Consider the following 20,134-nt stretch of genomic DNA (forward strand, 5'->3'; position numbering starts at 1 on the left):
TTTTATTACCGGAAGGGATATGATAAAATACAAACGTTGAAGTAAGTTGGGAAGTGATGATGTGAAGAAGTATTTTCAATTTAAAAAGGAAGAAAAAGCTGTACTGGCAATCGGTATTCTGATGATTGCTGTTGTTTTGACTGCAGGACTGCTGAAGCAGAAATTTGTAAAAGCGGAAGCCTATGTGCCGTTGAAGGAGGAACAACAAAGCGTCAATGCGATTGCTGCCAAGAAAGAGACCTTTATCATTGAGCAGAACGCAAAGCTGAGTCAGAAGGCGGAAACCTATGTAAATGCAGATTCCGATGTATTAAAAAAGGTTAAGCTGGATTTGTCTGCGGTTGATGTTACAACACCGGGTACCTATCAGGCTGTAGCATCCTTACAGAAGGAGCGTGTATCCTTTGCAATTAAGGTTGTGGAAAATGCAAAGCCGGTTATACAGGCGGCACATGCGGATTTTCAATTTGTTATTGAATCCAATTCAACAATGCAGGAGGTACGTGATTATGCTGGTGTTACTGCCGCAGATGCATCTGGAAACGATTTGAGTGCATTGATTACCGGATGGGATGAGGAGCTGCCTGTGGAAGCAAAAACAGTAACCTACCAGCTGAGTGTCGAGGATGCACAGGGGCAGCGTGCAAAGAAATCAGTGCGTGTGCAGTACCTGCTGCCGAAAGAGGATAAGAAGGATTAGTGCTGAAAGGTATATTTGAGAATGTGTATGAATGGATGCGGAGCTGTTGTTAGTTTTACAGCCTACGCATCCTATTTTTGTTTATCAGATATGAATATCAGTTACAATTTCCACTTTTATTGAAGTCTGCTGTGCCAACCTGTATTCGCCTAAGCGCTATCTGGTATATAGTTATAAGACTGTATCATGATTTACCAAATGAATTTTTTCACTTCATCTATACTCTGATTTTAAGATTTTTTCTGTATTTCCGACAGGATATATGCTACACTGTAAATACAAAAAAAGGAGAGGTCGGTCTATGAGAAACTATATAAATACTACAATCCATTCACATCTAATTCATCCGCAAAAGCCCCGGCCTTTCAGTAGCTCAACCGCTTGCTAGAAGCGTTTTTTCTTATACGTTCATTCATTCCTTACAATTATTAAGTAGCTTACAGCAGCTGAACACCGCTTGTCGGCGGTAAGGACTGCCTTGTTTTTGTTGCATCTGTTCCTGCGTATGATACGAAACAGCAGGTACCTCTGTATGCTAATGAAAACAATAGCAGAACAAGAGCACCACCGGATCATATCCTTAAAGTACAGATAGCAATAGGAGAAAGAAAGGATATGATTATGACAACAAAAATGAAAACAGAAGCAGCAGCTATGATTAGCTGCTATGATAATAAAAAGAAATATGACATGTACTGTAAAAAGCTATTATCAAACAAGCAGATTCTCGCCTATGTGATGAAGGGCTGTATTCCGGAATACGCAGATATTCCACTGGAGGACATACCGTCCTATATCGAAATGTCTTCTATAAACACAGCAGACTGTGAAAATATCGATGATCAGCAGGTTGAGGTCACGGATGAAGCCATACCGGGGGCACAGATCAAATACGATATTCAGTTCGAGGCGACAATCCCCATGAAGCAGAAGAAAGCCGATAAGAGCACACCTGCGGATAAGAAAGTTCGCATGATCATCAATCTGGAAAGCCAGGCAAAGGATGATCCCGGTTATCCTCTGATCAAGCGTGCTTTGTATTATTGCAGCAGATTGATGGCAAGACAGAAGCATCCCAAGGATGGATTTCAGCATTCGGATTATGACAGGATCAGAAAGGTCTGTTCCATCTGGATCTGTATCGGTCATAACAATCAAAAGAATGATGTCATCAACACCTATAAGATACAGGAAACATGTGAAACAAAGATATGGCATGCCGCAAGGGAGGACTATGATTTGCTCACAGCAGTCATGGTGTATCCGAAGAAGGAAGGCGTACGAAAAGCGCAGGATATTCCGAATGCGGTAGAGCAGGAGGATGAGAACAAGCAGAGGCTTTTAGAGCTGTTAAAGATTTTGTTTATAAAAAATCTCGTTATAGAGGATAAAAAGGATCAATTACAGAAGACGTATGGTATACTAATGGAGAAGGAGATAGATAAGGAGGTCATGACGATGTGCAACTTTAGCGATTTCATTGAGCAAAGAGGCAAGGAAGAGGGAAAAGTGGAAGCAACACTAGTTTATGTAAAAAAACTGATGCAGAAAATCGATGTCAGTGCGGTGGATGCTATGAACATACTGGATGTTGAAGAAGACATACGACCTACGGTTCTGCAATCTCTACATCTATCCTAAAAAGCTATACCTACAGTAATTTTTAAAGAGCTGTATCATCTCAGCTCTTTTTTGTACCACTAAAATTTGTTTATTGTTTTTGCAATATCATGAGATAAGTTGAATCTGCAAGTGAAAGAGCTTATGGGAACAGCAGCTGGAAGTACTTTAAAACGTGTCAAACTGATAGCAGTCACACTTTGCAAACCTTTTAATTCTTTGTTATGTATGCTTATAAAATCGGTATAGAACGCGCTTCATTCTGAAAGCACATAAAGGATATAATATATGTTTTTTTCATTATGCATATTATTACGTAGGAAGGAGCGATATAAATAATGTGTAGAAACCGCCTGCTTATGTAAAGTAAAATTCAGGAAATTCTCACAGACATTTTGACATTCAAATACTTATAACTTATAATCGCATTGAACACGTATCAGAATAAAGAGGTGAAAACATGCGGAGAAAATCCAGGGTAGCAGACACATTGAAGCAACTCTGTGCAGACATCAGCCTTTCTTCCATACAGGAAGGCTATGAGGGGGTCAGCGCACAGCAGCTATCCGATTTCATGGGGATGGATCGGGCGAATGTAAGTAAAGAACTGAATCAGCTTTTTCAGGAGAATGCAGTTATCAAGATCACCGGAAGACCGGTTTATTATTTCGACAGGGAACGCATGGAGGTCCTGCTGGCGCATTCACTGGAACGTTTTGCTGTTTCCTCTCTGCAGGAATATTTGCAGGAACGAGGAGAAGTGTATACCGAAAATGATTTCGATAAGCTGATCGGCAGTGATAAAAGTCTGAAGACGATGATCAACAAGGCAAAGGCGGCTATGATCTATCCGCCGTTTGGCCTGCATACACTGCTGGTGGGACCAACAGGTGCGGGTAAGACGATGTTTGCGGAAATCATGTATCAGTATGCCAAGGATCATGGTGTACTGCAAAAGACTGCACCGTTTGTTATTTTCAACTGTGCCGAATATGCGGATAATCCACAGCTTCTGCTGGGACAGCTGTTCGGATATGTAAAGGGTGCCTATACCGGCGCAGACAGGGAAAGTGAAGGTCTGGTGGAAAAGGCACAAAACGGTGTCCTCTTTCTGGATGAAATTCACCGGCTGCCTCCGGAGGGGCAGGAAATGCTGTTCATGCTGCTGGACAAGGGAGAATACCGCAAGCTGGGAGCCAATGAAACTAGCAAGGATGCCAGAGTGCTGATCATCGCCGCAACAACGGAAAACCTGGAATCCAGTCTGCTTCAGACCTTTTTACGAAGGATACCGATGACGATCACCATGCCTTCTCTGGAGGAGCGCTCCATTGAAGAGCGCTATGAGCTGATTGAAAAATTCTTCCGTCAGGAATATAACCAGGTCAAAATTCCTATTCAGGTTAAGGCCAAGGTCATGCGGGCTTTGCTGTCCTACGATTGCAAGGGGAACATCGGGCAGCTGAAGGCGGATATCCGCCTGCTCTGTGCCAACGGCTTTCTGGAGCATATATCCCGTCAGGATAACGTGATTCGCATTACTTTGTCCTTACTGCAGGAGCATATCTATCACGGTCTTTTAAATTCCGGCAAGCAGAAGGAGGTTGATGATTTTCTGACCATACATGATCAGGAGATCTTCGTCTATGATCAGGAAACAAAGCTGGAACACTATGATGGCGAGTTTTTGAATATTTATGAGGAAATGAACCGCCGTTTTCAGGATTATGAGGCAAAGGGCTTTGACAATGCAAACATCAACCGTCATATGCGCATGTATATCGAAACCTATATCAAAACCTTAAGCAATCAGATTGAGGAATCCGGGAGTGAAGCAATGCTTTACAAAATTGTACCGATTCATGTATATCATGCAGTAGAGGTTGCCCTGCAGCTGGCTCAGCAGCGACTTGGCTATCCGATTTCCAAAAAGGTGTATACGGCAATGGCGCTGCATATATCCGCGCTGATGGAAAACAAGCGTAAGGAGCATGAGCTGAATGCAAACGTCTATGACGTTCTCAGTGAAAATCCGAATGAATATCATGTGGCAATGGAAATCATGAGCTTCCTGCAGAAAGAGCTGGAAATTCCGTTTCCACCGCAGGAAATCGTCTTCTTTACAATGTTTCTGTGTATTGAAAAGGATAAGCCGCAGGTAAACGGAGCGATTGCACTTCTTGCACTGGCACATGGAAACGGTGTGGCACGCAATATGGTGGATGTTGCCAACGCGCTGCTGGACACACGCCATGGTCATGCGCTTGATATGAGCCTACATCAGAGTGTGGATGATTTTCTGGAAACGGTGACACGCAAGGTGAAGGAAATTGATGAGGGAAAGGGGGTGCTCATTCTTGTCGATATGGGCTCCCTGCTATCCTTTGGAGAAATCATTACACAGAAAACCGGAATTCCAACAAAGACAATCGATATGATATCCACACCGTTTGTACTGGAAGCTTTGCGGAAAACGATGCTGAGCGAATATACACTGGACGATTTGTATCGCGAGCTGCGAAGCTATACTCCATATATCGGAAAGCTGTACTCCAAGGAAATCAAGCAAAAGGCCCTGCACCAGAATGTCATTGTAACGACTTGTCTGAGCGGCGAAGGGGCAGCGGTTAAGCTGGGAGAGCTGATTCGCTCCGCCATACCTGCCATAGACGAATATCATATCGATATTGTTGCATGCAATACGGAATCCTTTAAAGAAAAGCATCTGGAAAATAAACGTATTCTTGCCGTTGTCGGTGCCAGAGATCTGCATCTGGAGGATACGCTGTACATATCCAGTGATAAAATCATTCTGGAGGACGGTTTGGCAAAAATCGCACAAATCATATCCACAGCGCTTGGGGTTGAAGACAGGGAGCCGGTTTCCTCCAATATCGTCATGAATAATTTTCTGAAGGAATCGCTTGTGTTCCTTGACCCGATAAAAGCAGATGATGTGATACGCAAATCCTTCCAGGTCATATCCAAGATGTGGGATATTGACGACTATAACCGGATACTGATTGGTTATATGATGCATGTCGGATGTATGATTGAGCGCTGTATTCGCGGTGCGGAGATGGAATATGATGCCTGTCAGGAACGTATTCAGCGAAATGAAAAGCTGTATCGTCTTGTCCGTACAGCGATGAAAATCATTGAGCGGGAATTTCAAATCCGCATCTCTGACACAGAAGTGGCTTACATCATGGATAACTTTGACACAGAATGACACACTAGCATACAGAGATGGAAAAGTGCTGATAAACAGGCACTTTTTTATTTTGGCACGGGACTTGCTAGTAAATGAGTGAAGGTAATAAGAAAGGAGTAAGTTATGGAGGATAATGTATGGGTCTTCGTCTGTACACATGGCCGATTCGGTGAAGAGCTGATGAAATCCGCTGAGATGATTGCCGGTGAGGCAGAGAATGTATTTGCGTTTTCTCTGATGCCGGGAATGCAGCCGGAGGATTACAGAGCAATGCTGGAGAAGCAGCTGGAGAAGCTGGGTGATGGTAAGGTTCTGTGCCTGGTGGATCTGTTTGGCGGAACACCGTGTACGACATGTGCGATTCTGTCGAAAACATATGACATGCAGGTGATTTCCGGATTGAATCTGGCAATGTATATCGAGGTGACCTCACAGAAGGGAAATTATGCTGTGGACGAATTAAAAACAATAGGGCTTGCCACATTAAGGGAAAGCGGCAAGGATGTTGTAAAACTGCTGAATGAAAGATAGGAGGAATTACGATGGCAGCAATTAGCTTGATTCGAATAGATTTTCGTCTGATTCATGGACAGGTTGTTACCAAATGGGTGAAACAGGCAAATGCAGACCGTATTATTATTGTAAACGATGCATTGGCGAATGATGAATTTTTAGGGAGTGTATATAAAATGGCGGCACCATCCGATGTCCGCGTAAGTATCTTCACGATAGACAAGGCAATTACCAAATGGGAGAAAAATCAGTTCGGAGAAGGGAACGTGCTGATGCTGTTTAAGTCTGTAGAGGATGCCAGAAGCATGCAAAAGCGCGGATTTCCGATGAAGTCTTTACAGATCGGCGGATTGGGCGGAGGAAACGGACGTGTAAACACACCGAGCGGAATTTCCTTTGATGCGAAAGACGCCACACTGTTAAAGGAAATACAAAATGAGGGGTGCGAGGTATATATCCATGTTGTGCCGAGTCAACAGAAATATGAAATCAATAAGGTTATAGAGAATCTTGAATTTTAAAAAGAGAGAGGAGAGAAATTATGAATACATTCTTATTAGCGCTGTTATGCGGAGTCTGGTATTTCTTATCGAGTATTGATTTTGGTTACACTATCAGTGAAACTCTGGGATCACCGGCACTGATCGGAGCGGTTCTTGGTATTGCGACAGGACATTTGCAGGAAGGACTGATCCTTGGTGGTACCATCGAGCTGATGTATCTGGGAATCATTTATCCGGGTGGAACCGTACCGGCAGATGGCTCGGCAGCAGCCTTGATTGCTATACCGATTGCCATTAAAACAGGTATGGAGCCTACAGCAGCACTGGTTATCGCTGTGCCATTCGGTATTCTTGGCGGATGGGTATACAATCTGAAATATACGGTGAATTCCTTCTTTGTACATAAGGCTGACAAATACGCAGAGGAAGGAAATGTGAAGGGTATGATGCGCTGTGCGAGAGAATGGCCGCTGCTGTTCATGTTCTGTATCACCTTCCCGGAAATCTTTCTGGCGAATATGGTGGGACCGGAGGTTGTGTCCAATGTTTTGAATATGCTGCCGGAATGGGCAATGCACGGAATTGAAGTTGCCGGAGGTGTCATGCCGGCAATCGGATTCGCGATTGCTGTCTACACAATCGGTAAACGTGATCTGGTACCGTTCTTTGTAATCGGCTACTTCCTGGTCGTGTATTTCGAACTGGATGTAATGGCAGTCGCAGTCTTCGCAACATCCATTGCACTGCTGATTTACTGGATGACGAATAAAAAAGAATTAGCGCCTGCTGCAGAGGAGGATGATGACTAATGGAAACAAATGAAAAGAAGCTTACAAAAAGGGATATAACCCGTTCCTATATACAATGGCGTTTACTGGCTGAGGTATCCCATTCCTATGAGCGATATCAGTCGCTGTCCATGGCGGTGACGCTGTCAAAGCCGCTGCGAAAGCTTTACACAGATGATGAGGAGTATCGACAGGCACTGGTTCGCCATATGCAGTTCTTTAATACAGAGGCAACCATCGGTGCCATCATCCCCGGTATCGTGTTATCGCTGGAGGAGGACAGGGCAAACGGTGCTGAAATTCCGGATGAGGTAATTGCTTCTATCAAAACCGGACTTATGGGACCTATGGCAGGTATCGGAGATACACTGTATTGGGGAACCATTAAGGCAATCTGCTTCTCACTTGCAGCTACCATGGCCTTAAGCGGAAACTATGCAGGTATGGTATTTGCCTGTATCCTGTTCCCGATCTGTGGCTTTACGATTGGTTACTTCATGTGGCATATGGGGTATCGTATCGGTAGAACGAGTATTTCGAAAATCTTACAGAGCGGTGTTGTCAATAAAATCATTCAGGCCTGCAGTATCCTTGGTCTTATGATGATGGGGGCCCTGTCTGCCAGCTATGTTACACTGACAACAACAGCCGGTATGAAGATTGAAAACAGTGATCCGATTCTCGTACAGCAGATTTTGGATGAAATTATTCCCGGTATCCTGCCGCTTGCTGTCATTGCACTGATCTTCTTCGCCATCAAGAAAAAGGGAATGAAGTTCAATTTATATATCATTATCATAATCGTCCTGAGTCTGGTCGGCGCGTTCTTTGATATTGTATAGTGGAGGAACTTATGGATAAGGATGAAATAAAGAAGCTGAGCATTGAAACCGTAGACCGCGAATTTGACCGCTTATGGAAGCTGGCCTCCTATATCCATGCAAATCCTGAAATTGCCTTTGAAGAGAAGAAAGCTGCACATGCGCTTTCTTCTTATCTGCAGGAGCAGGGATTTGCTGTGAAAACAGGAATCGCCGGTCTGGATACGGCTTTTCAGGCTGTATTCAAAAAAGGAAACGGTCCAAGAATTGCCGTATTTGCGGAATACGATGCATTAAAGGGACTGGGGCATGCCTGCGGTCATAACCTGATCGCAACCAGTGCGCTAGGCTGTGCAGCCGCAGTAAAGCAGGTTCTGGAAAGCAGTGAGCTGGAAGGCAGCATCGAGGTATATGGAACTCCTGCCGAGGAAGATGGCGGAGGAAAGATCATCATGCTTAAGCAGGGTGTATTTGACGGTTTGGATGCTGTTTTTCTGATGCATCCGACAAGTGCCATGGCAAGAATCGGCGGAGAATGTGCTTCCTTTACCGACTTTGAAATAGAGTACTTCGGTAAGAGTGCACACGCAGAATCCCATCCGGAAAATGGCATCAATGCACTGGATGCGGCGAATCTGTTTTATCAGGCAGTGGGACTTGCCCGGCAGCAGCTGCGTGATTCTATTCATATCTGCTGTATCCTAGCGGAAAGTGAATGGGATATCGGACGCATCCCGGATTATGCAAGGCTGGAGGTGGAAATATCCACCATGCGGGCAAAGGATATCGAAACCACCAAACAGAAAATCATAAACATTGCAGAAGGCATGGCACTGGCCAGCGGCTGCAGGGTAAGCTATAAGGAAATACCGGGATATTACGGGCGTATGCCGAATGCGGTGCTCGCTGAGCTGTGCAGAGAGGAAATGCTGGCCCTTGGGGAGCCCATGATGGAGGGAATGCCGAGTGATGCGGGTGGAGAGGATCTGGGAAATGTTTCCCGTGTGATTCCCGCATGCAATCTCTATATGACACTGCTTCCGGAAAAGAAGATATCCGGCCATACCGATCAGTTTCGCGAGCTCGCAATATCCGATGCCGGCAAACACTGTCTTGATATTTCCAGCAAGGCAATGGCAAACAGTATTCTGACGCTGTATCAGAACCCGAAGCTGCTCAAGCAGGCCAAGGAGGAATTAAAGCGCCGTCAGGAAGAGGAGGCTCGCTATGAATAATATCGGAGTATACGGACTGGGCGTCATGGGACAGTCGCTGGCACGCAATATCATGCAGCACGGCTTCTCTGTATCTGTATACAATATAGAAACAGAAATCACAAAGCAGTTTACACAGAAATATCCGAAGCTTTTCGGATATGAGTCACTGGAAGCCTTTGTCAACAGCCTTGAAAAACCGCGTAAAATCATCCTAATGGTAACGGCAGGACGTGTGGTGGACAGTGTCATTGCATCCTTGAAGCCGCTGCTTGCGAAAGGGGATATACTGATTGACTGTGGGAATTCCTATTATGAGGATACACAGCGCAGAATGCAGTCCCTGCAGCAGGATGGATTTTATCTGATAGGAAGCGGTGTTTCCGGTGGAGAAAAGGGAGCCTTGCATGGTCCCAGCATCATGCCCTCCGGAGAATACAGGGCCTATTGCGAAATTGCGGACATCTTTACTGCAATCGCTGCTAAAAATGAAGACGGCACAGCCTGCTGTACCTATATCGGAAAAGAAGGCTCCGGCCATTTTGTGAAGATGGTGCATAATGGTATTGAATATGCCGATATGCAGCTGCTTGCGGAGCTTTATGCAATCCTGAAAAGGCTGTATCCAAAGGATCGTGCCGCTGTGCAAAAGGCATTTCATCAGCTGAATCAGCATAATCTTGCCTCGTATCTTCTGGATATCACAGAGGATATCCTGCAAAAAAAGGAACAGGAGGAATGGCTGCTTGACAAGGTGCTGGATGTCGCAAAGCAGAAGGGAACCGGAAAATGGACAGCATGTGTTTCTCTGGAATACGGTGTTCCTGTGCCAAGCCTTATAGAGGCGGTGGAAGCAAGATTTCTTTCCTCCATGAAAGCCCAACGGCTACAGGCGGAACAGTGCTATGCAGGTACACAGGATGAAGAAACCAGCAATGAGCAGCTGGCTGCTGATCTGTATAAGGCGGTGCTGCTGGCAAAAACGAGCATCTATGCACAGGGCTTTTCCCTCATAGCTGCCGTGAATGCGCAATGCGGCTACCATATTGATACCAAGCAGCTCGCGGTGATATGGCAGAATGGCTGTATTATCAAATCAGAGTTCTTAAAGGATATATATCAGGCCTATGACAAGGATGCAAACCTTACAAATCTGCTTGTATCCGATCAGTTTACAGAGTATGTGAAACAGGGCAGAGAGGATTTACAGCGCATCATCAGCTTCGCTCTGCAAAAGGGCTTGTATATACCGGTTTTATGCAGTGCGATGAATTATGTCAATGGCTACACCACGGCAAGTCTGGAAACGAATCTGATACAGGCACAGCGGGACTGCTTTGGTGCACACACCTATGAGCGTGTGGATCAGGCAGGGGTGTTCCACAGTGACTGGCTAAAGTAAATGCGGAAGCATTTTCTGATTACGGCATGCTTACTCAGTGTGAATAGAAAAAGGAGAATCCAATCTGTTGTGTATACCAATAGATTTGGATTCTTTATGCTGTTCGTGGATGCTTGCAATAAGGCATCCGTATATCTTCCTGCTGTAAGATGGATGTGCAGGCTTGAATAAGCGGCGGTCTTTAAATGCTTATATAGATTGTCTGCCCACTCGAAGGATTCGTTATGAACCCTTCATTTTTTTATATGCGGCAGGGAATTGTGAACACCTGTTACTGTTGGCATAAGGATCATCATAGAAATACACCAGACGATACGGGATACCCTGATAAGACTGCAATGGCCTGTAAATACAAACGCTTTTATAAATTATAAATTTCGACAGATAACGACATCGGTTTACTTCTGGACATATTTAAATTATTGTTAGTGTGTGGAATCAGAGAAATGGATGGAGGGAATTTTATGATGGATACATTGACAAAGGAATTATACGAAGAGGTTACAAATCTTTTGCATGACATGGGAACACCCGCACACATCAAAGGGCACTATTATCTGCGCAGCGCTATCCTGGAAGTTTATGATCATCCGGAGCTATTAAAGAATATGATGAATGGCCTATATGCAACGATAGCTGAGGCTTATGATACAACGCCTTCCTGTGTGGAGCGCAGTATCCGCAATGCCGTAGAGGCAACGCTGGATCGCGGGGATGTGGACTTTCTGTATTCCGTGTTCCGTAATACGATCAGTAAGAATAAAGGTAAGCCGACCAACCGGGAATTTATTATGATGGTTGTGGATGTCCTGCGGGTTCGGCATATGTAGCCTGCTTTGTGCTACTGGCAGAATGTATGGCTGCGGTGCGCGGGATGCCTTATTACAGAGAAGCTCAGAATGTACAGTAAGCTGTTTTCGTAATGCCTCACCGCTTTGAAACACAGATATAGGCTGATAGAGATACCATTGCTTGATAGCATATAGAGTTTACAGGCTGTCATAGACTGCTGTTGTTTCAGCGATCAGCGCCTAACCGCGCATGCTACTTTGGTGAATCGTATCTGTTTTTCCTGACGGATTTAGAAAATAAAGGAAAAGCGGCTTGACTTATTTGGATTTGCAGGTATCATATAAGAAGAAACGCGAGGAAAAGTGTGCAATACGTAACATGACGTATTGGATGCTTTTTTGTATTCGGAATAGAAAGGATACCCTGCATATTTGTAAAGATAGGAAAAGCAGGAGTAAAGGGATGAAGCTGTGAGATTAACGGTAGATGATATTAAGCGACAGACAAAAAGTGAAACAAAGCTGATCAAGGCCAGAAAGGTTCAACAAGAAAACCTGATCAAAAAAATATATATAGCAAAAACGCAGAGTGAGTACCACGTAGAGGCACGGATGGAAACATTGAGTGGCAAGTTTTATGCGACACTGCAGTTTACATTAAATGCGGAGAGTGATGTGGATTATTATTTCTGCAGCTGCAAGCGAACAAAAATATGTGAGCATCTGCTTGCCGTACTGTATCAGATTCATGATCTGCAGCCGGAGAAGTTTCCATATTCCTATGAACGGAAAGAGGAAGAAATCGCCGTACAGCCAGCTGCACAACTTCCGTTGCTTCAGCAGAGTCCATCACCTGTTAAGAAAGAGAAGCAGAGGACTTCTGCAGAAAAGGAAGCAGTACCTGTAAAAAAGGGCAGATTGCAGATGGAAATTTTGAAGGAGCATCAGAACATCGAGGCGATGGTGAAGGAGAATACCCGCCGCAGAGAGCTGATGAAGCAGTTTGCGACCTCCAGTCATATTCTGCAGGAGAGCAAGGTCTATTATCAGGAGCTGCAAAACCGTGAGCATGTGGAAAAGGTGCATCTGTTTGTGGAAGCTGAGGTCACTGACCAGCAGCATATGTATATCGCACTGAAAATCGGAGACCGGAAATGGTATACCATCAGCAGTCTAGCGGATTTCTTTGAGCGCCTTGCCCAGCAGACCTATGCACAATATGGTATGTCTCTGGCGTTCACCCATTCGATAAACCGCTTTGATGAAGACAGCCAGGATCTGATCCGTTTTCTGAAAAACTGCTTTTATGAGGGAAAGACGCTGGTATCCAATCCGAGTGTTATGGAGATTCCTCCGCTGTATATGGATGAGTTTTATGAGCTGTTGGGGCGCCTTCCACAGCGCTATCGCAACATTCAGATGAAGGATAAACGACAGCTGCTGGACATCCGCGTAAAGAGTGAGGAGGATTTTGTACTGCTTACCTTCCGCAACTGGTCGCTGCTGAAAAGCGGTATTCGGGGACGGCATCACTTGTACCGCATGCAGGATGATACGCTGTACCGCTATCGCTTTGATGAACAGGGGAAGTGTCTGGAGCTGATTGATTCCCTGAGTGAGCAGCAGCTGTATGTGCGCAATGAGCAGTTTGCGGATTTCTATAAATATGTTCTAAGTGAAATCCGTGATTATGCGAATATGTATGGAATCGCGAAGTATGCCTATACGCTGGAGCCGATCGGACTGGAGCTGTATGGGGATATTGATGAGCTGGGAAGGGTGTATTTTCAGCTGGATGTTCTGTATGAGGATGAACGGATACCGGGCTTTCAGGATGAGCAGGAATATCTGCCGCTGCGCCAGGAGATCGTTGAAAATTTCATAAGGCAGTATGCGGATATCATACAGCCGAAGGAGCATTGTGCGCTGTTTCATGATGTGAGTGAAACCCTGCTGGAGTTCATGCGGGACGGCCTTCCGTTTCTGTCGGGATATTGTGAGATTTTTGTCAGTGATGTATTGAAGAATATGAATAAGAAGCATGTGGTTAATCTGCATGCAGGGCTTCGCCTTGCGGGTAACCTTCTGGAAATCGATTTACACAGCCGCGATATTCATAAGGAGGAGCTGCTGGATGTGCTGCGCGCCTACCGCAGGAAAAAGCATTTTTATCGGTTGAAAAACGGGAAGCTGCTGAATCTGAAGAGTGATCAGCTGGAGGAACTGGATACGATGATGCAGGAGTTTCATATCGAGGATGAACAGCTGCAACAGAACTGCATACAGCTGCCGGGATATCGTCTGTTCATGCTGGATGCATTCACAAAGGGAAGTGACTCCATTGCCTTCCATAAAGAGGATGTCTTACAGAATATACTGAACTCCTTTCAGCAGATCAGTACACAGGATATTGAAATACCACAGCGCTATAATGAGCTTTTACGTGATTATCAGAAGGATGGCTTTCGCTGGCTGAAGCTGATGCACCAGTATGGCTTCGGAGGTATTCTGGCGGATGATATGGGTCTTGGAAAAACGTTGCAGGTCATTGCCTTTCTGGAAAGCGAAAAGCAGGCAGGCCGCACCAGCATTGTCGTTGTGCCGAGCAGTGTGCTGTATAACTGGGAGGATGAGGTGCGTAAATTTGCAAGTGATTTAAGGGTTTGCTGTATCACAGGCTCTCAGGCAAAGCGGGAGGAGCTGATCCGCAGCAGTATGGATATGGATCTGCTGATTACCTCCTATGATTATCTGAAGAGGGATATCGGCTATTATGAAAGCCGGACGTTCTTCTATAAGATTCTGGATGAGGCACAGTATATCAAAAACCAGCGGACGATGAATGCGACGAGCACGAAGCGTCTGAAGAGCCATCATGCACTGGCTCTGACAGGTACACCTATTGAAAATTCACTGGCTGAGCTGTGGAGTATTTTTGACTTTCTGATGCCGGGCTACCTGTTTGATTACCGCTATTTCTCCCATCATTTCGAGAAGGATATCGTTCTTGGAAAGCATAAGGAGAAGCAGGAGCAGCTGAAGAAAATGGTACAGCCGTTCATTCTGCGAAGAGTGAAGAAGGAGGTGCTGAGTGAGCTGCCTGAAAAGACGGAGACAACGCTCAGTATCGCCTTTGATGAGGCAGAGGAAACAATGTATATGGCGAATCTTGCACAGGTCAACAAAGAGCTGCAGCAGGAGCTTGATCTGGTGAAGACCAATCGGTTCCAGGTTTTGGGAATGCTGATGCGCTTACGGCAGATTTGCTGTGACCCGCGTCTTGTGTATGAGGAGATATCGCAGCCTTCCAGTAAGCTGAAGGCCTGCATGGAGCTGGTGAGCTCTCTTGTGGAGAATGATAAGTCCGTGCTGCTGTTTTCCAATTTTACCTCCATGCTGGATTTGATTCAGGTTGAGCTCCAGCATCTGCATATACCGTATTTCCGAATGGATGGAAGTACCGGTAAGGAGGAGCGACGGGAGCTTGTGCAGAAGTTTCAGGATAAGGAAAAGAAGGTGTTCCTTATTTCACTGAAGTCCGGGGGTACCGGTATCAATCTGACAGCTGCGGAGGCAGTGATTCATTATGATCCCTGGTGGAATGTTTCAGCGGAGAATCAGGCAAGTGATCGGGCATATCGCATCGGTCAGAATTCCCGCGTGCAGGTGTATAAGCTGATTATGCGCAATACCGTGGAGGAGCGTATTCAGCATTTACAGCAGATGAAAAAGGAGCTTGCGGATATTTTCGTGGAAGAGAATGAGACGAATATCATGAGGATGGATAAGGATCAGATTCTGGAGCTGCTGAAGGTGAATGGCTGAACGGGGAAAGCCAGTGTATAACCAAAGATGAAGGGAAGTCTTCACTCTCGTTGATCAGAAAGTTTCCTGTAAGAGATGGAGATTTTCGGAATGCTTTAATACAATGCCAATTATATAGAAAAAGGGAATTCATGTACGCAAAGTATCTCTGAATTCTCTTTTTTGCTGTTCGGATTTGAATTAGACAAGAGGCGGGATGCAGTATATGTGCAATCAGCTCTGGTTTATGAAATTTCTTGGATTTTTATGGTACAGGATTTCTTTTTGCTTGTTGGAGCTGATGTGGGTGTAGATCTGCGTGGTAGTGATGGAGCTGTGTCCAAGGATATGCTGAATGTAGCGGATGTCCACGTCTTCCTCCAACAGCTGTGTGGCGAAGGTATGGCGAAACATATGGGGCGTCAGATGCTGGGGGATTTTCAGCGCTTTCTCATAGCGGGCAATCAACAGGCGCACAGATTGCTCGGAGAGCGGGTTGCCGAGCTTGTTGATGAAGAAGAAGCCGCTGGTTTCGATTTCTTTTTGAAACATGGAGCGGTAGGAATAGAGAATTTTCAACACGTCCGGATTGCCGATTTGCAGGATGCGCTCCTTTGATCCTTTTCCATAAATGCGGACATACTGCTCACGCAGGTTGATTTCTTCATCCCTGACATGGCAGAGCTCGGAGACTCTCATGCCGGTGGAAAAGAGAAGCTCCATGACGGCGGCATTGCGGACACATACCTTGCGCTGGTAGCTGGTCTTGCAGTTCTTCATCTCATCATAAATGCGGTTGAAGATGGAGGAAAGGTGTGTGTACGGTATGGTTCTGGGCAGCAGCCGGGGTTCCCGAAAGGAGGTGCGCAGACGGCTCATGGGATTGATTTCCATCAGATCATGAAAAACAAGATAGGAGAACAGGGCATTGATGCTGGCAATCTTGCGTTTTATAGTTTTTGGTTTCTGATATGTCTTGTGCAGATGCAGAATATAGGCATGCAGAGATTCCTTTTGTACATCGTATGCATAGGGTTCCATGAAACATAAAAACTGCTTCAGATCGATCTGATAGGCCTTCAGTGTGTGGGCGTTCAGCTCTTTTGCGATACTGCATTCCTGCAGATACCGGTCTACAATTTCTTTGGTTAAGATATAGTTCATGTTTTTCACCTCAAGGTTTATGCTAGTTTATATGGAAAATATGTAAATATATATTAAATGGAAAATACTGTAAATTATGAAATTTATTGACGGAGAAATGTAAGAGGATAAGAAGTGAGGAAGGATTTAAAAAGCTGAATGGTTTGCGAAAGGAAGCTGATGGATGTTGATTCTCAGTGATATTTGCTGAATGAATTCCATGAATTATAAGATTTGTAAAACGATAGGTAGCAATAATAGAAAAAAACATAAAAAAGTACGAGAAATTTTACATGGTTAGCTGTTTCTATTGTATAATAAAGAAAAAGAGTGGGGAAAATACGGGGGCTTTTTGTCGTATTCTCTTTTCAAAGACAGTATCAGGGAAAGCGAGGCAATATGAATTGGGAAGCATTGTTATCAGATGAACGTCTGGCGGCGATTCCATTGGAAGAATTTGATAAGGAATTACGGGACGAATTTGAAAAGGATCAGCAAACGGTTATCCAGAGCGCAGCTTTTCGAAGACTTCAGGATAAGACACAAGTTTTTCCATTGGACAAAAATGATTTTGTAAGAACTCGACTCACACATTCTTTGGAAACGGCATTTACAGCCAAGCAGCTGGCAAATTTGACACGAAAGCGTTTGAAAAAATACAACAGGGTTTCTATGCATGAAACAGAATCAATGCCGGACATTCTGTTCTGTGCAGGTCTTCTGCATGATATTGGGAATCCGCCGTTTGGTCATTTTGGCGAAACGATAATAAGAGACTGGTTTCGAAATCACTTGAAAGAGCTTATGTATGGAGAAGAATCTGTATACAGCCTGTTGAGTAAACAGCAGCGAATGGATCTTGAGAATTTTGAAGGGAATGCGCAGGCACTTCGTTCCATACTAAAGCTGCCGTTCTCGGATAGTGAATTTGGCATGAATCTTACAGCTGCAGTTATTAACACATTGATTAAATATCCGTGCTGTTCCAAAGATATCGATGATAAAGCAGAAAATATCCAATATCATAAAATGGGGTTCTTTCAGGCTGATGAGGAATTGGTACAAAGAATATGCAGGAAGACCGGAACTTTGGCTGTTGGAAGCTATGTACGTCATCCGTTAACGTTTTTACTGGAAGCTGCTGATGATATATCCTACGGCGTGGCAGATGTAGAGGATTCCTTTAAGAAAGGGTTGTTCAGCTACCATCAGTTAAGGAAGAAAATCGCAGATAAAATACAGAAATATGATAAAAATGATAAATATTATTATGTAAAGGAAGCACAGCAGAAGCTGACGGAGCTTTATGTTAAAGGATTGGAATTATGCAGCTCTGTGAAGGATGCAGAAATGTATGCTGTCCAAAACTGGCTGCAATACATAAAAGGTTGGCTGATGTGGTGTGCGGCCTATTCGTTCAGTATCAATTATACGGCCATTATGAAGGGAGAATATCACAAGGAGCTGCTGGAGGATACCTATCATGAGAAGACATTGGAAATTTTAAAGGAAACAGCAAAGGATTATGCGTTTACACATACAAGCATTATGAAGCTGGAAATCTCTGCTCATAAGCTCCTGAACTCGCTGTTGGATAAATTTGTTCCTGCTATTATATATTTTGATTGTAAAAACGCAGGCTTCAAGCAGCAGAAAATAGATAAGAAGGTTACAAGTCTGCTTTCCTCAAATCACGTCGCAAATTACCGCAAGGAAGCTTCCAAGCTGGAAGGTGAGTATAAGGAGCGTGACGCATTATATTTACGGCTGTTACTGGTCACTGATTTTTTAAGTGGAATGACAGATACGTATGCAAAAACATTATATCATGAGCTGGATGCGATAGATTAAGGGGGAAGCAGAATGAAAAGTGTGTTCATTATAGGCAACGGGTTCAATTGCTTCTTTAGTGCGTATTTGAATAATCCATTGTATAAAGAAGAGATTATGGAAAAGCTCTTTGATGCGTGCCCCAATAAATGGATTAGTATGAAATGGTATAAGGAGACAAAAGGGCTGTTGAATGAGTATTGCCATCTGCTGGATGACATAAAGATAGCGGATGCAAATGTGAATGGAGAGTTCCTTTTATCAAGGCTGGCGAATCTTTGTTCCAAGGTGGAAGCAGAAGAGATACTGGAGCAGCTGGAAAAGGCTGTTTCAGATAAAATAAAAACAAATATGCAGAATTTGATTATTGATAATGAAAAGACCAGTGTACCGAAAACGATGCGGACAATATCAAAATTAAAGCATACGGATAAAAACTCTTTTCATAAAATGAGTTGCTTCTCCGGCTGTCTGTTTCGTGAAATGCAGGAGACAGGGTATGAAAGGGTTACTTGCTATACGACGAACTATGATAAGATTACAAATGAGTTTTTCGATATCAAGGACAGTGGAATCACCATTGATATGAAGATAGTAGCACTGCATGGAGATTATGAAGCATCGGAAATTATATGCAGTTCACCTGAAAACAAGGAGCATAAAGTAGATCCGGACATATTGGAACAGTTTGAAAAAGATATTCTGGAAGCGGACTCTATTGTGCTGTTCGGCTTGGGGCTGTTTTCGGATCCGCATTTACTAAAGCGGCTCAATATGGTGAAAAACAAACAGATTATTATTATAGATGCAGACTGTGCGTCCTATTTAAAGAAGCGAAGCCATGTAGCAGTTTTACAGATCGGCTTTGATTATCTGTATCAAAATGAAATCAGATTTATCGACACACTGGATTTCCAGGTGGATAAACAGAAGGTGAGTAAACCGGTTCAAACGCCGGAGGAATTATATGATGCATTGATTGCATTATTTGAATAAGGAAACTATAAAGGATAATATAGGATTATCCTTCATTTGATGAAAATTAAACGAGGAGAAAATTATATGAAATTCGTTTTGCTGGCAGCAGGTAAAGGTCACCGATTGGATATGAAGATAACAAATAAATGCTTTGCGCCCATAAATAATATACCCTTAATAAACTATAGCCTTGAATTGGTATTACCACAGTATTTTGACGAACTAATAATCATTGTTGGTCATAACGCTGAGTATATTATGAAATATATGGGTGAATCTTATCAAGGCATAAAAATAACATATGTTTATCAAGAACCTCAATTAGGAATAGCACACGCCATATTATTAGCAGCACCTTACATAAATAGTGATTTCATGATGTGTTTAAGTGATGAAATTACAGTGCATCCCAGAATCATGTCTATGATGGAAAAATTCAAACATTCAGATACAGACTGTTTATGTGGCGTAACAGAAGATACAATCGAAAATATACAAAAGGCTTATACACTGTCGCTGAATTCTAATAACCTGGTTACTTGCTTAATTGAAAAGCCGATTGAGGTTTTTAACAAATGGAAAGGCACCGGCTTATGTTTGATGAGACAGAGTATGTTAAGTATATTGACAGAACTGAAACCGAATCAACAGCGTGGGGAATATGAAATGGGCAATTGGATTCAGTTAGCTATAGATACTGGTCTTAAATGTCGAATCGAACAATCTGGCGATGCCAACTTTAATATTAACACTCTGGAAGATGCAAAAGCAGCAGAAAACTATTTAAATACAGGGAAGAGAGGAGAATAACAA

At 43.8% G+C, this 20,134-nt stretch carries 15 protein-coding genes; 14 read left to right on the top strand and 1 reads right to left on the bottom strand.

The genetic code is table 11. The features are described 5' to 3' along the window. Positions 1-61 precede the first annotated feature (61 nt). From ACESPQ_RS00945 to ACESPQ_RS00995, 11 genes are all read left to right on the top strand, one after another. Positions 62-700 (top strand): hypothetical protein, encoded by a 639-nt coding sequence (locus tag ACESPQ_RS00945; RefSeq protein ID WP_008816451.1) that lies wholly within the window; start codon positions 62-64, stop codon positions 698-700. 615 nt (positions 701-1,315) lie between these two features. Then, positions 1,316-2,341, top strand: coding sequence for a hypothetical protein (locus ACESPQ_RS00950; RefSeq protein ID WP_373143783.1), 1,026 nt, complete (start codon positions 1,316-1,318; stop codon positions 2,339-2,341). Positions 2,342-2,780: 439 nt separating this feature from the next. Further along, positions 2,781-5,552: a sigma 54-interacting transcriptional regulator gene (locus tag ACESPQ_RS00955; protein ID WP_002606194.1), complete on the top strand. Its 2,772-nt coding sequence runs from the start codon at positions 2,781-2,783 to the stop codon at positions 5,550-5,552. A 105-nt stretch (positions 5,553-5,657) separates the two neighbouring features. Continuing rightward, on the top strand, positions 5,658-6,065 hold the full coding sequence (locus tag ACESPQ_RS00960; RefSeq protein WP_257279092.1) for a PTS sugar transporter subunit IIA: 408 nt from the start codon (positions 5,658-5,660) through the stop codon (positions 6,063-6,065). 11 nt (positions 6,066-6,076) lie between these two features. After that, positions 6,077-6,568 carry a PTS system mannose/fructose/N-acetylgalactosamine-transporter subunit IIB gene (locus ACESPQ_RS00965; RefSeq protein WP_117444833.1) on the top strand — a complete coding sequence of 164 codons (492 nt, stop codon included), beginning with the start codon at positions 6,077-6,079 and terminating at the stop codon, positions 6,566-6,568. A gap of 20 nt (positions 6,569-6,588) precedes the next feature. Then, the gene (locus ACESPQ_RS00970) at positions 6,589-7,359 is read left to right on the top strand and encodes a PTS mannose/fructose/sorbose/N-acetylgalactosamine transporter subunit IIC (protein ID WP_118002352.1); all 771 of its coding nucleotides are present in this window, start codon (positions 6,589-6,591) and stop codon (positions 7,357-7,359) included. Next, positions 7,359-8,180 carry a PTS system mannose/fructose/sorbose family transporter subunit IID gene (locus tag ACESPQ_RS00975; RefSeq protein ID WP_118002353.1) on the top strand — a complete coding sequence of 274 codons (822 nt, stop codon included), beginning with the start codon at positions 7,359-7,361 and terminating at the stop codon, positions 8,178-8,180. Before ACESPQ_RS00970 ends, ACESPQ_RS00975 begins: the two co-directional genes overlap by 1 nt. Before the next feature lie 11 nt (positions 8,181-8,191). Beyond that, positions 8,192-9,394, top strand: coding sequence for a M20 family metallopeptidase (locus ACESPQ_RS00980; RefSeq protein ID WP_257272204.1), 1,203 nt, complete (start codon positions 8,192-8,194; stop codon positions 9,392-9,394). Continuing rightward, on the top strand, positions 9,387-10,775 hold the full coding sequence (gene gndA / locus ACESPQ_RS00985; RefSeq protein WP_109769860.1) for an NADP-dependent phosphogluconate dehydrogenase: 1,389 nt from the start codon (positions 9,387-9,389) through the stop codon (positions 10,773-10,775). Before ACESPQ_RS00980 ends, gndA begins: the two co-directional genes overlap by 8 nt. A 464-nt stretch (positions 10,776-11,239) precedes the next feature. After that, positions 11,240-11,605: a sporulation initiation factor Spo0A C-terminal domain-containing protein gene (locus tag ACESPQ_RS00990; RefSeq protein ID WP_002606187.1), complete on the top strand. Its 366-nt coding sequence runs from the start codon at positions 11,240-11,242 to the stop codon at positions 11,603-11,605. A gap of 432 nt (positions 11,606-12,037) precedes the next feature. Next, the gene (locus tag ACESPQ_RS00995) at positions 12,038-15,391 is read left to right on the top strand and encodes a DEAD/DEAH box helicase (protein WP_109769859.1); all 3,354 of its coding nucleotides are present in this window, start codon (positions 12,038-12,040) and stop codon (positions 15,389-15,391) included. 213 nt (positions 15,392-15,604) lie between these two features. Here ACESPQ_RS00995 and ACESPQ_RS01000 read toward each other — a convergent pair whose 3' ends face one another. Next, positions 15,605-16,534, bottom strand: a complete 930-nt coding sequence (locus tag ACESPQ_RS01000) for a tyrosine-type recombinase/integrase (protein WP_008816460.1) — start codon at positions 16,532-16,534, stop codon at positions 15,605-15,607. A gap of 378 nt (positions 16,535-16,912) precedes the next feature. On the opposite strand from ACESPQ_RS01000, the gene ACESPQ_RS01005 reads away from it, so the two are divergent. The 3 genes from ACESPQ_RS01005 to ACESPQ_RS01015 all read left to right on the top strand — a co-directional run bounded on the left by ACESPQ_RS01005 (position 16,913) and on the right by ACESPQ_RS01015 (position 20,131). Beyond that, positions 16,913-18,364, top strand: a complete 1,452-nt coding sequence (locus ACESPQ_RS01005) for a deoxyguanosinetriphosphate triphosphohydrolase (RefSeq protein ID WP_002606184.1) — start codon at positions 16,913-16,915, stop codon at positions 18,362-18,364. 138 nt (positions 18,365-18,502) lie between these two features. Further along, positions 18,503-19,339 (top strand): hypothetical protein, encoded by an 837-nt coding sequence (locus tag ACESPQ_RS01010; RefSeq protein WP_373143785.1) that lies wholly within the window; start codon positions 18,503-18,505, stop codon positions 19,337-19,339. 66 nt (positions 19,340-19,405) lie between these two features. Further along, positions 19,406-20,131, top strand: coding sequence for a sugar phosphate nucleotidyltransferase (locus ACESPQ_RS01015; RefSeq protein ID WP_109769857.1), 726 nt, complete (start codon positions 19,406-19,408; stop codon positions 20,129-20,131). Positions 20,132-20,134 lie beyond the last annotated feature (3 nt).

The organism is Clostridium sp. HGF2, assembly GCF_964240115.1.
GTDB lineage: Bacteria > Bacillota_I > Bacilli_A > Erysipelotrichales > Erysipelotrichaceae > Clostridium_AQ > Clostridium_AQ innocuum.

Bases quoted from the DNA above. Each gene is read 5' to 3' on its own strand.
- ACESPQ_RS01000 (WP_008816460.1), bottom strand. From the start codon at position 16,534: ATGAACTATATCTTAACCAAAGAAATTGTAGACCGGTATCTGCAGGAA.
- ACESPQ_RS00965 (WP_117444833.1), top strand. From the start codon at position 6,077: ATGGCAGCAATTAGCTTGATTCGAATAGATTTTCGTCTGATTCATGGA.
- ACESPQ_RS00960 (WP_257279092.1), top strand. From the start codon at position 5,658: ATGGAGGATAATGTATGGGTCTTCGTCTGTACACATGGCCGATTCGGT.
- ACESPQ_RS00955 (WP_002606194.1), top strand. From the start codon at position 2,781: ATGCGGAGAAAATCCAGGGTAGCAGACACATTGAAGCAACTCTGTGCA.
- ACESPQ_RS01005 (WP_002606184.1), top strand. From the start codon at position 16,913: ATGAATTGGGAAGCATTGTTATCAGATGAACGTCTGGCGGCGATTCCA.
- ACESPQ_RS00970 (WP_118002352.1), top strand. From the start codon at position 6,589: ATGAATACATTCTTATTAGCGCTGTTATGCGGAGTCTGGTATTTCTTA.
- ACESPQ_RS00990 (WP_002606187.1), top strand. From the start codon at position 11,240: ATGATGGATACATTGACAAAGGAATTATACGAAGAGGTTACAAATCTT.
- ACESPQ_RS00980 (WP_257272204.1), top strand. From the start codon at position 8,192: ATGGATAAGGATGAAATAAAGAAGCTGAGCATTGAAACCGTAGACCGC.
- gndA (WP_109769860.1), top strand. From the start codon at position 9,387: ATGAATAATATCGGAGTATACGGACTGGGCGTCATGGGACAGTCGCTG.
- ACESPQ_RS00950 (WP_373143783.1), top strand. From the start codon at position 1,316: ATGATTATGACAACAAAAATGAAAACAGAAGCAGCAGCTATGATTAGC.
- ACESPQ_RS01010 (WP_373143785.1), top strand. From the start codon at position 18,503: ATGAAATGGTATAAGGAGACAAAAGGGCTGTTGAATGAGTATTGCCAT.
- ACESPQ_RS00975 (WP_118002353.1), top strand. From the start codon at position 7,359: ATGGAAACAAATGAAAAGAAGCTTACAAAAAGGGATATAACCCGTTCC.
- ACESPQ_RS01015 (WP_109769857.1), top strand. From the start codon at position 19,406: ATGAAATTCGTTTTGCTGGCAGCAGGTAAAGGTCACCGATTGGATATG.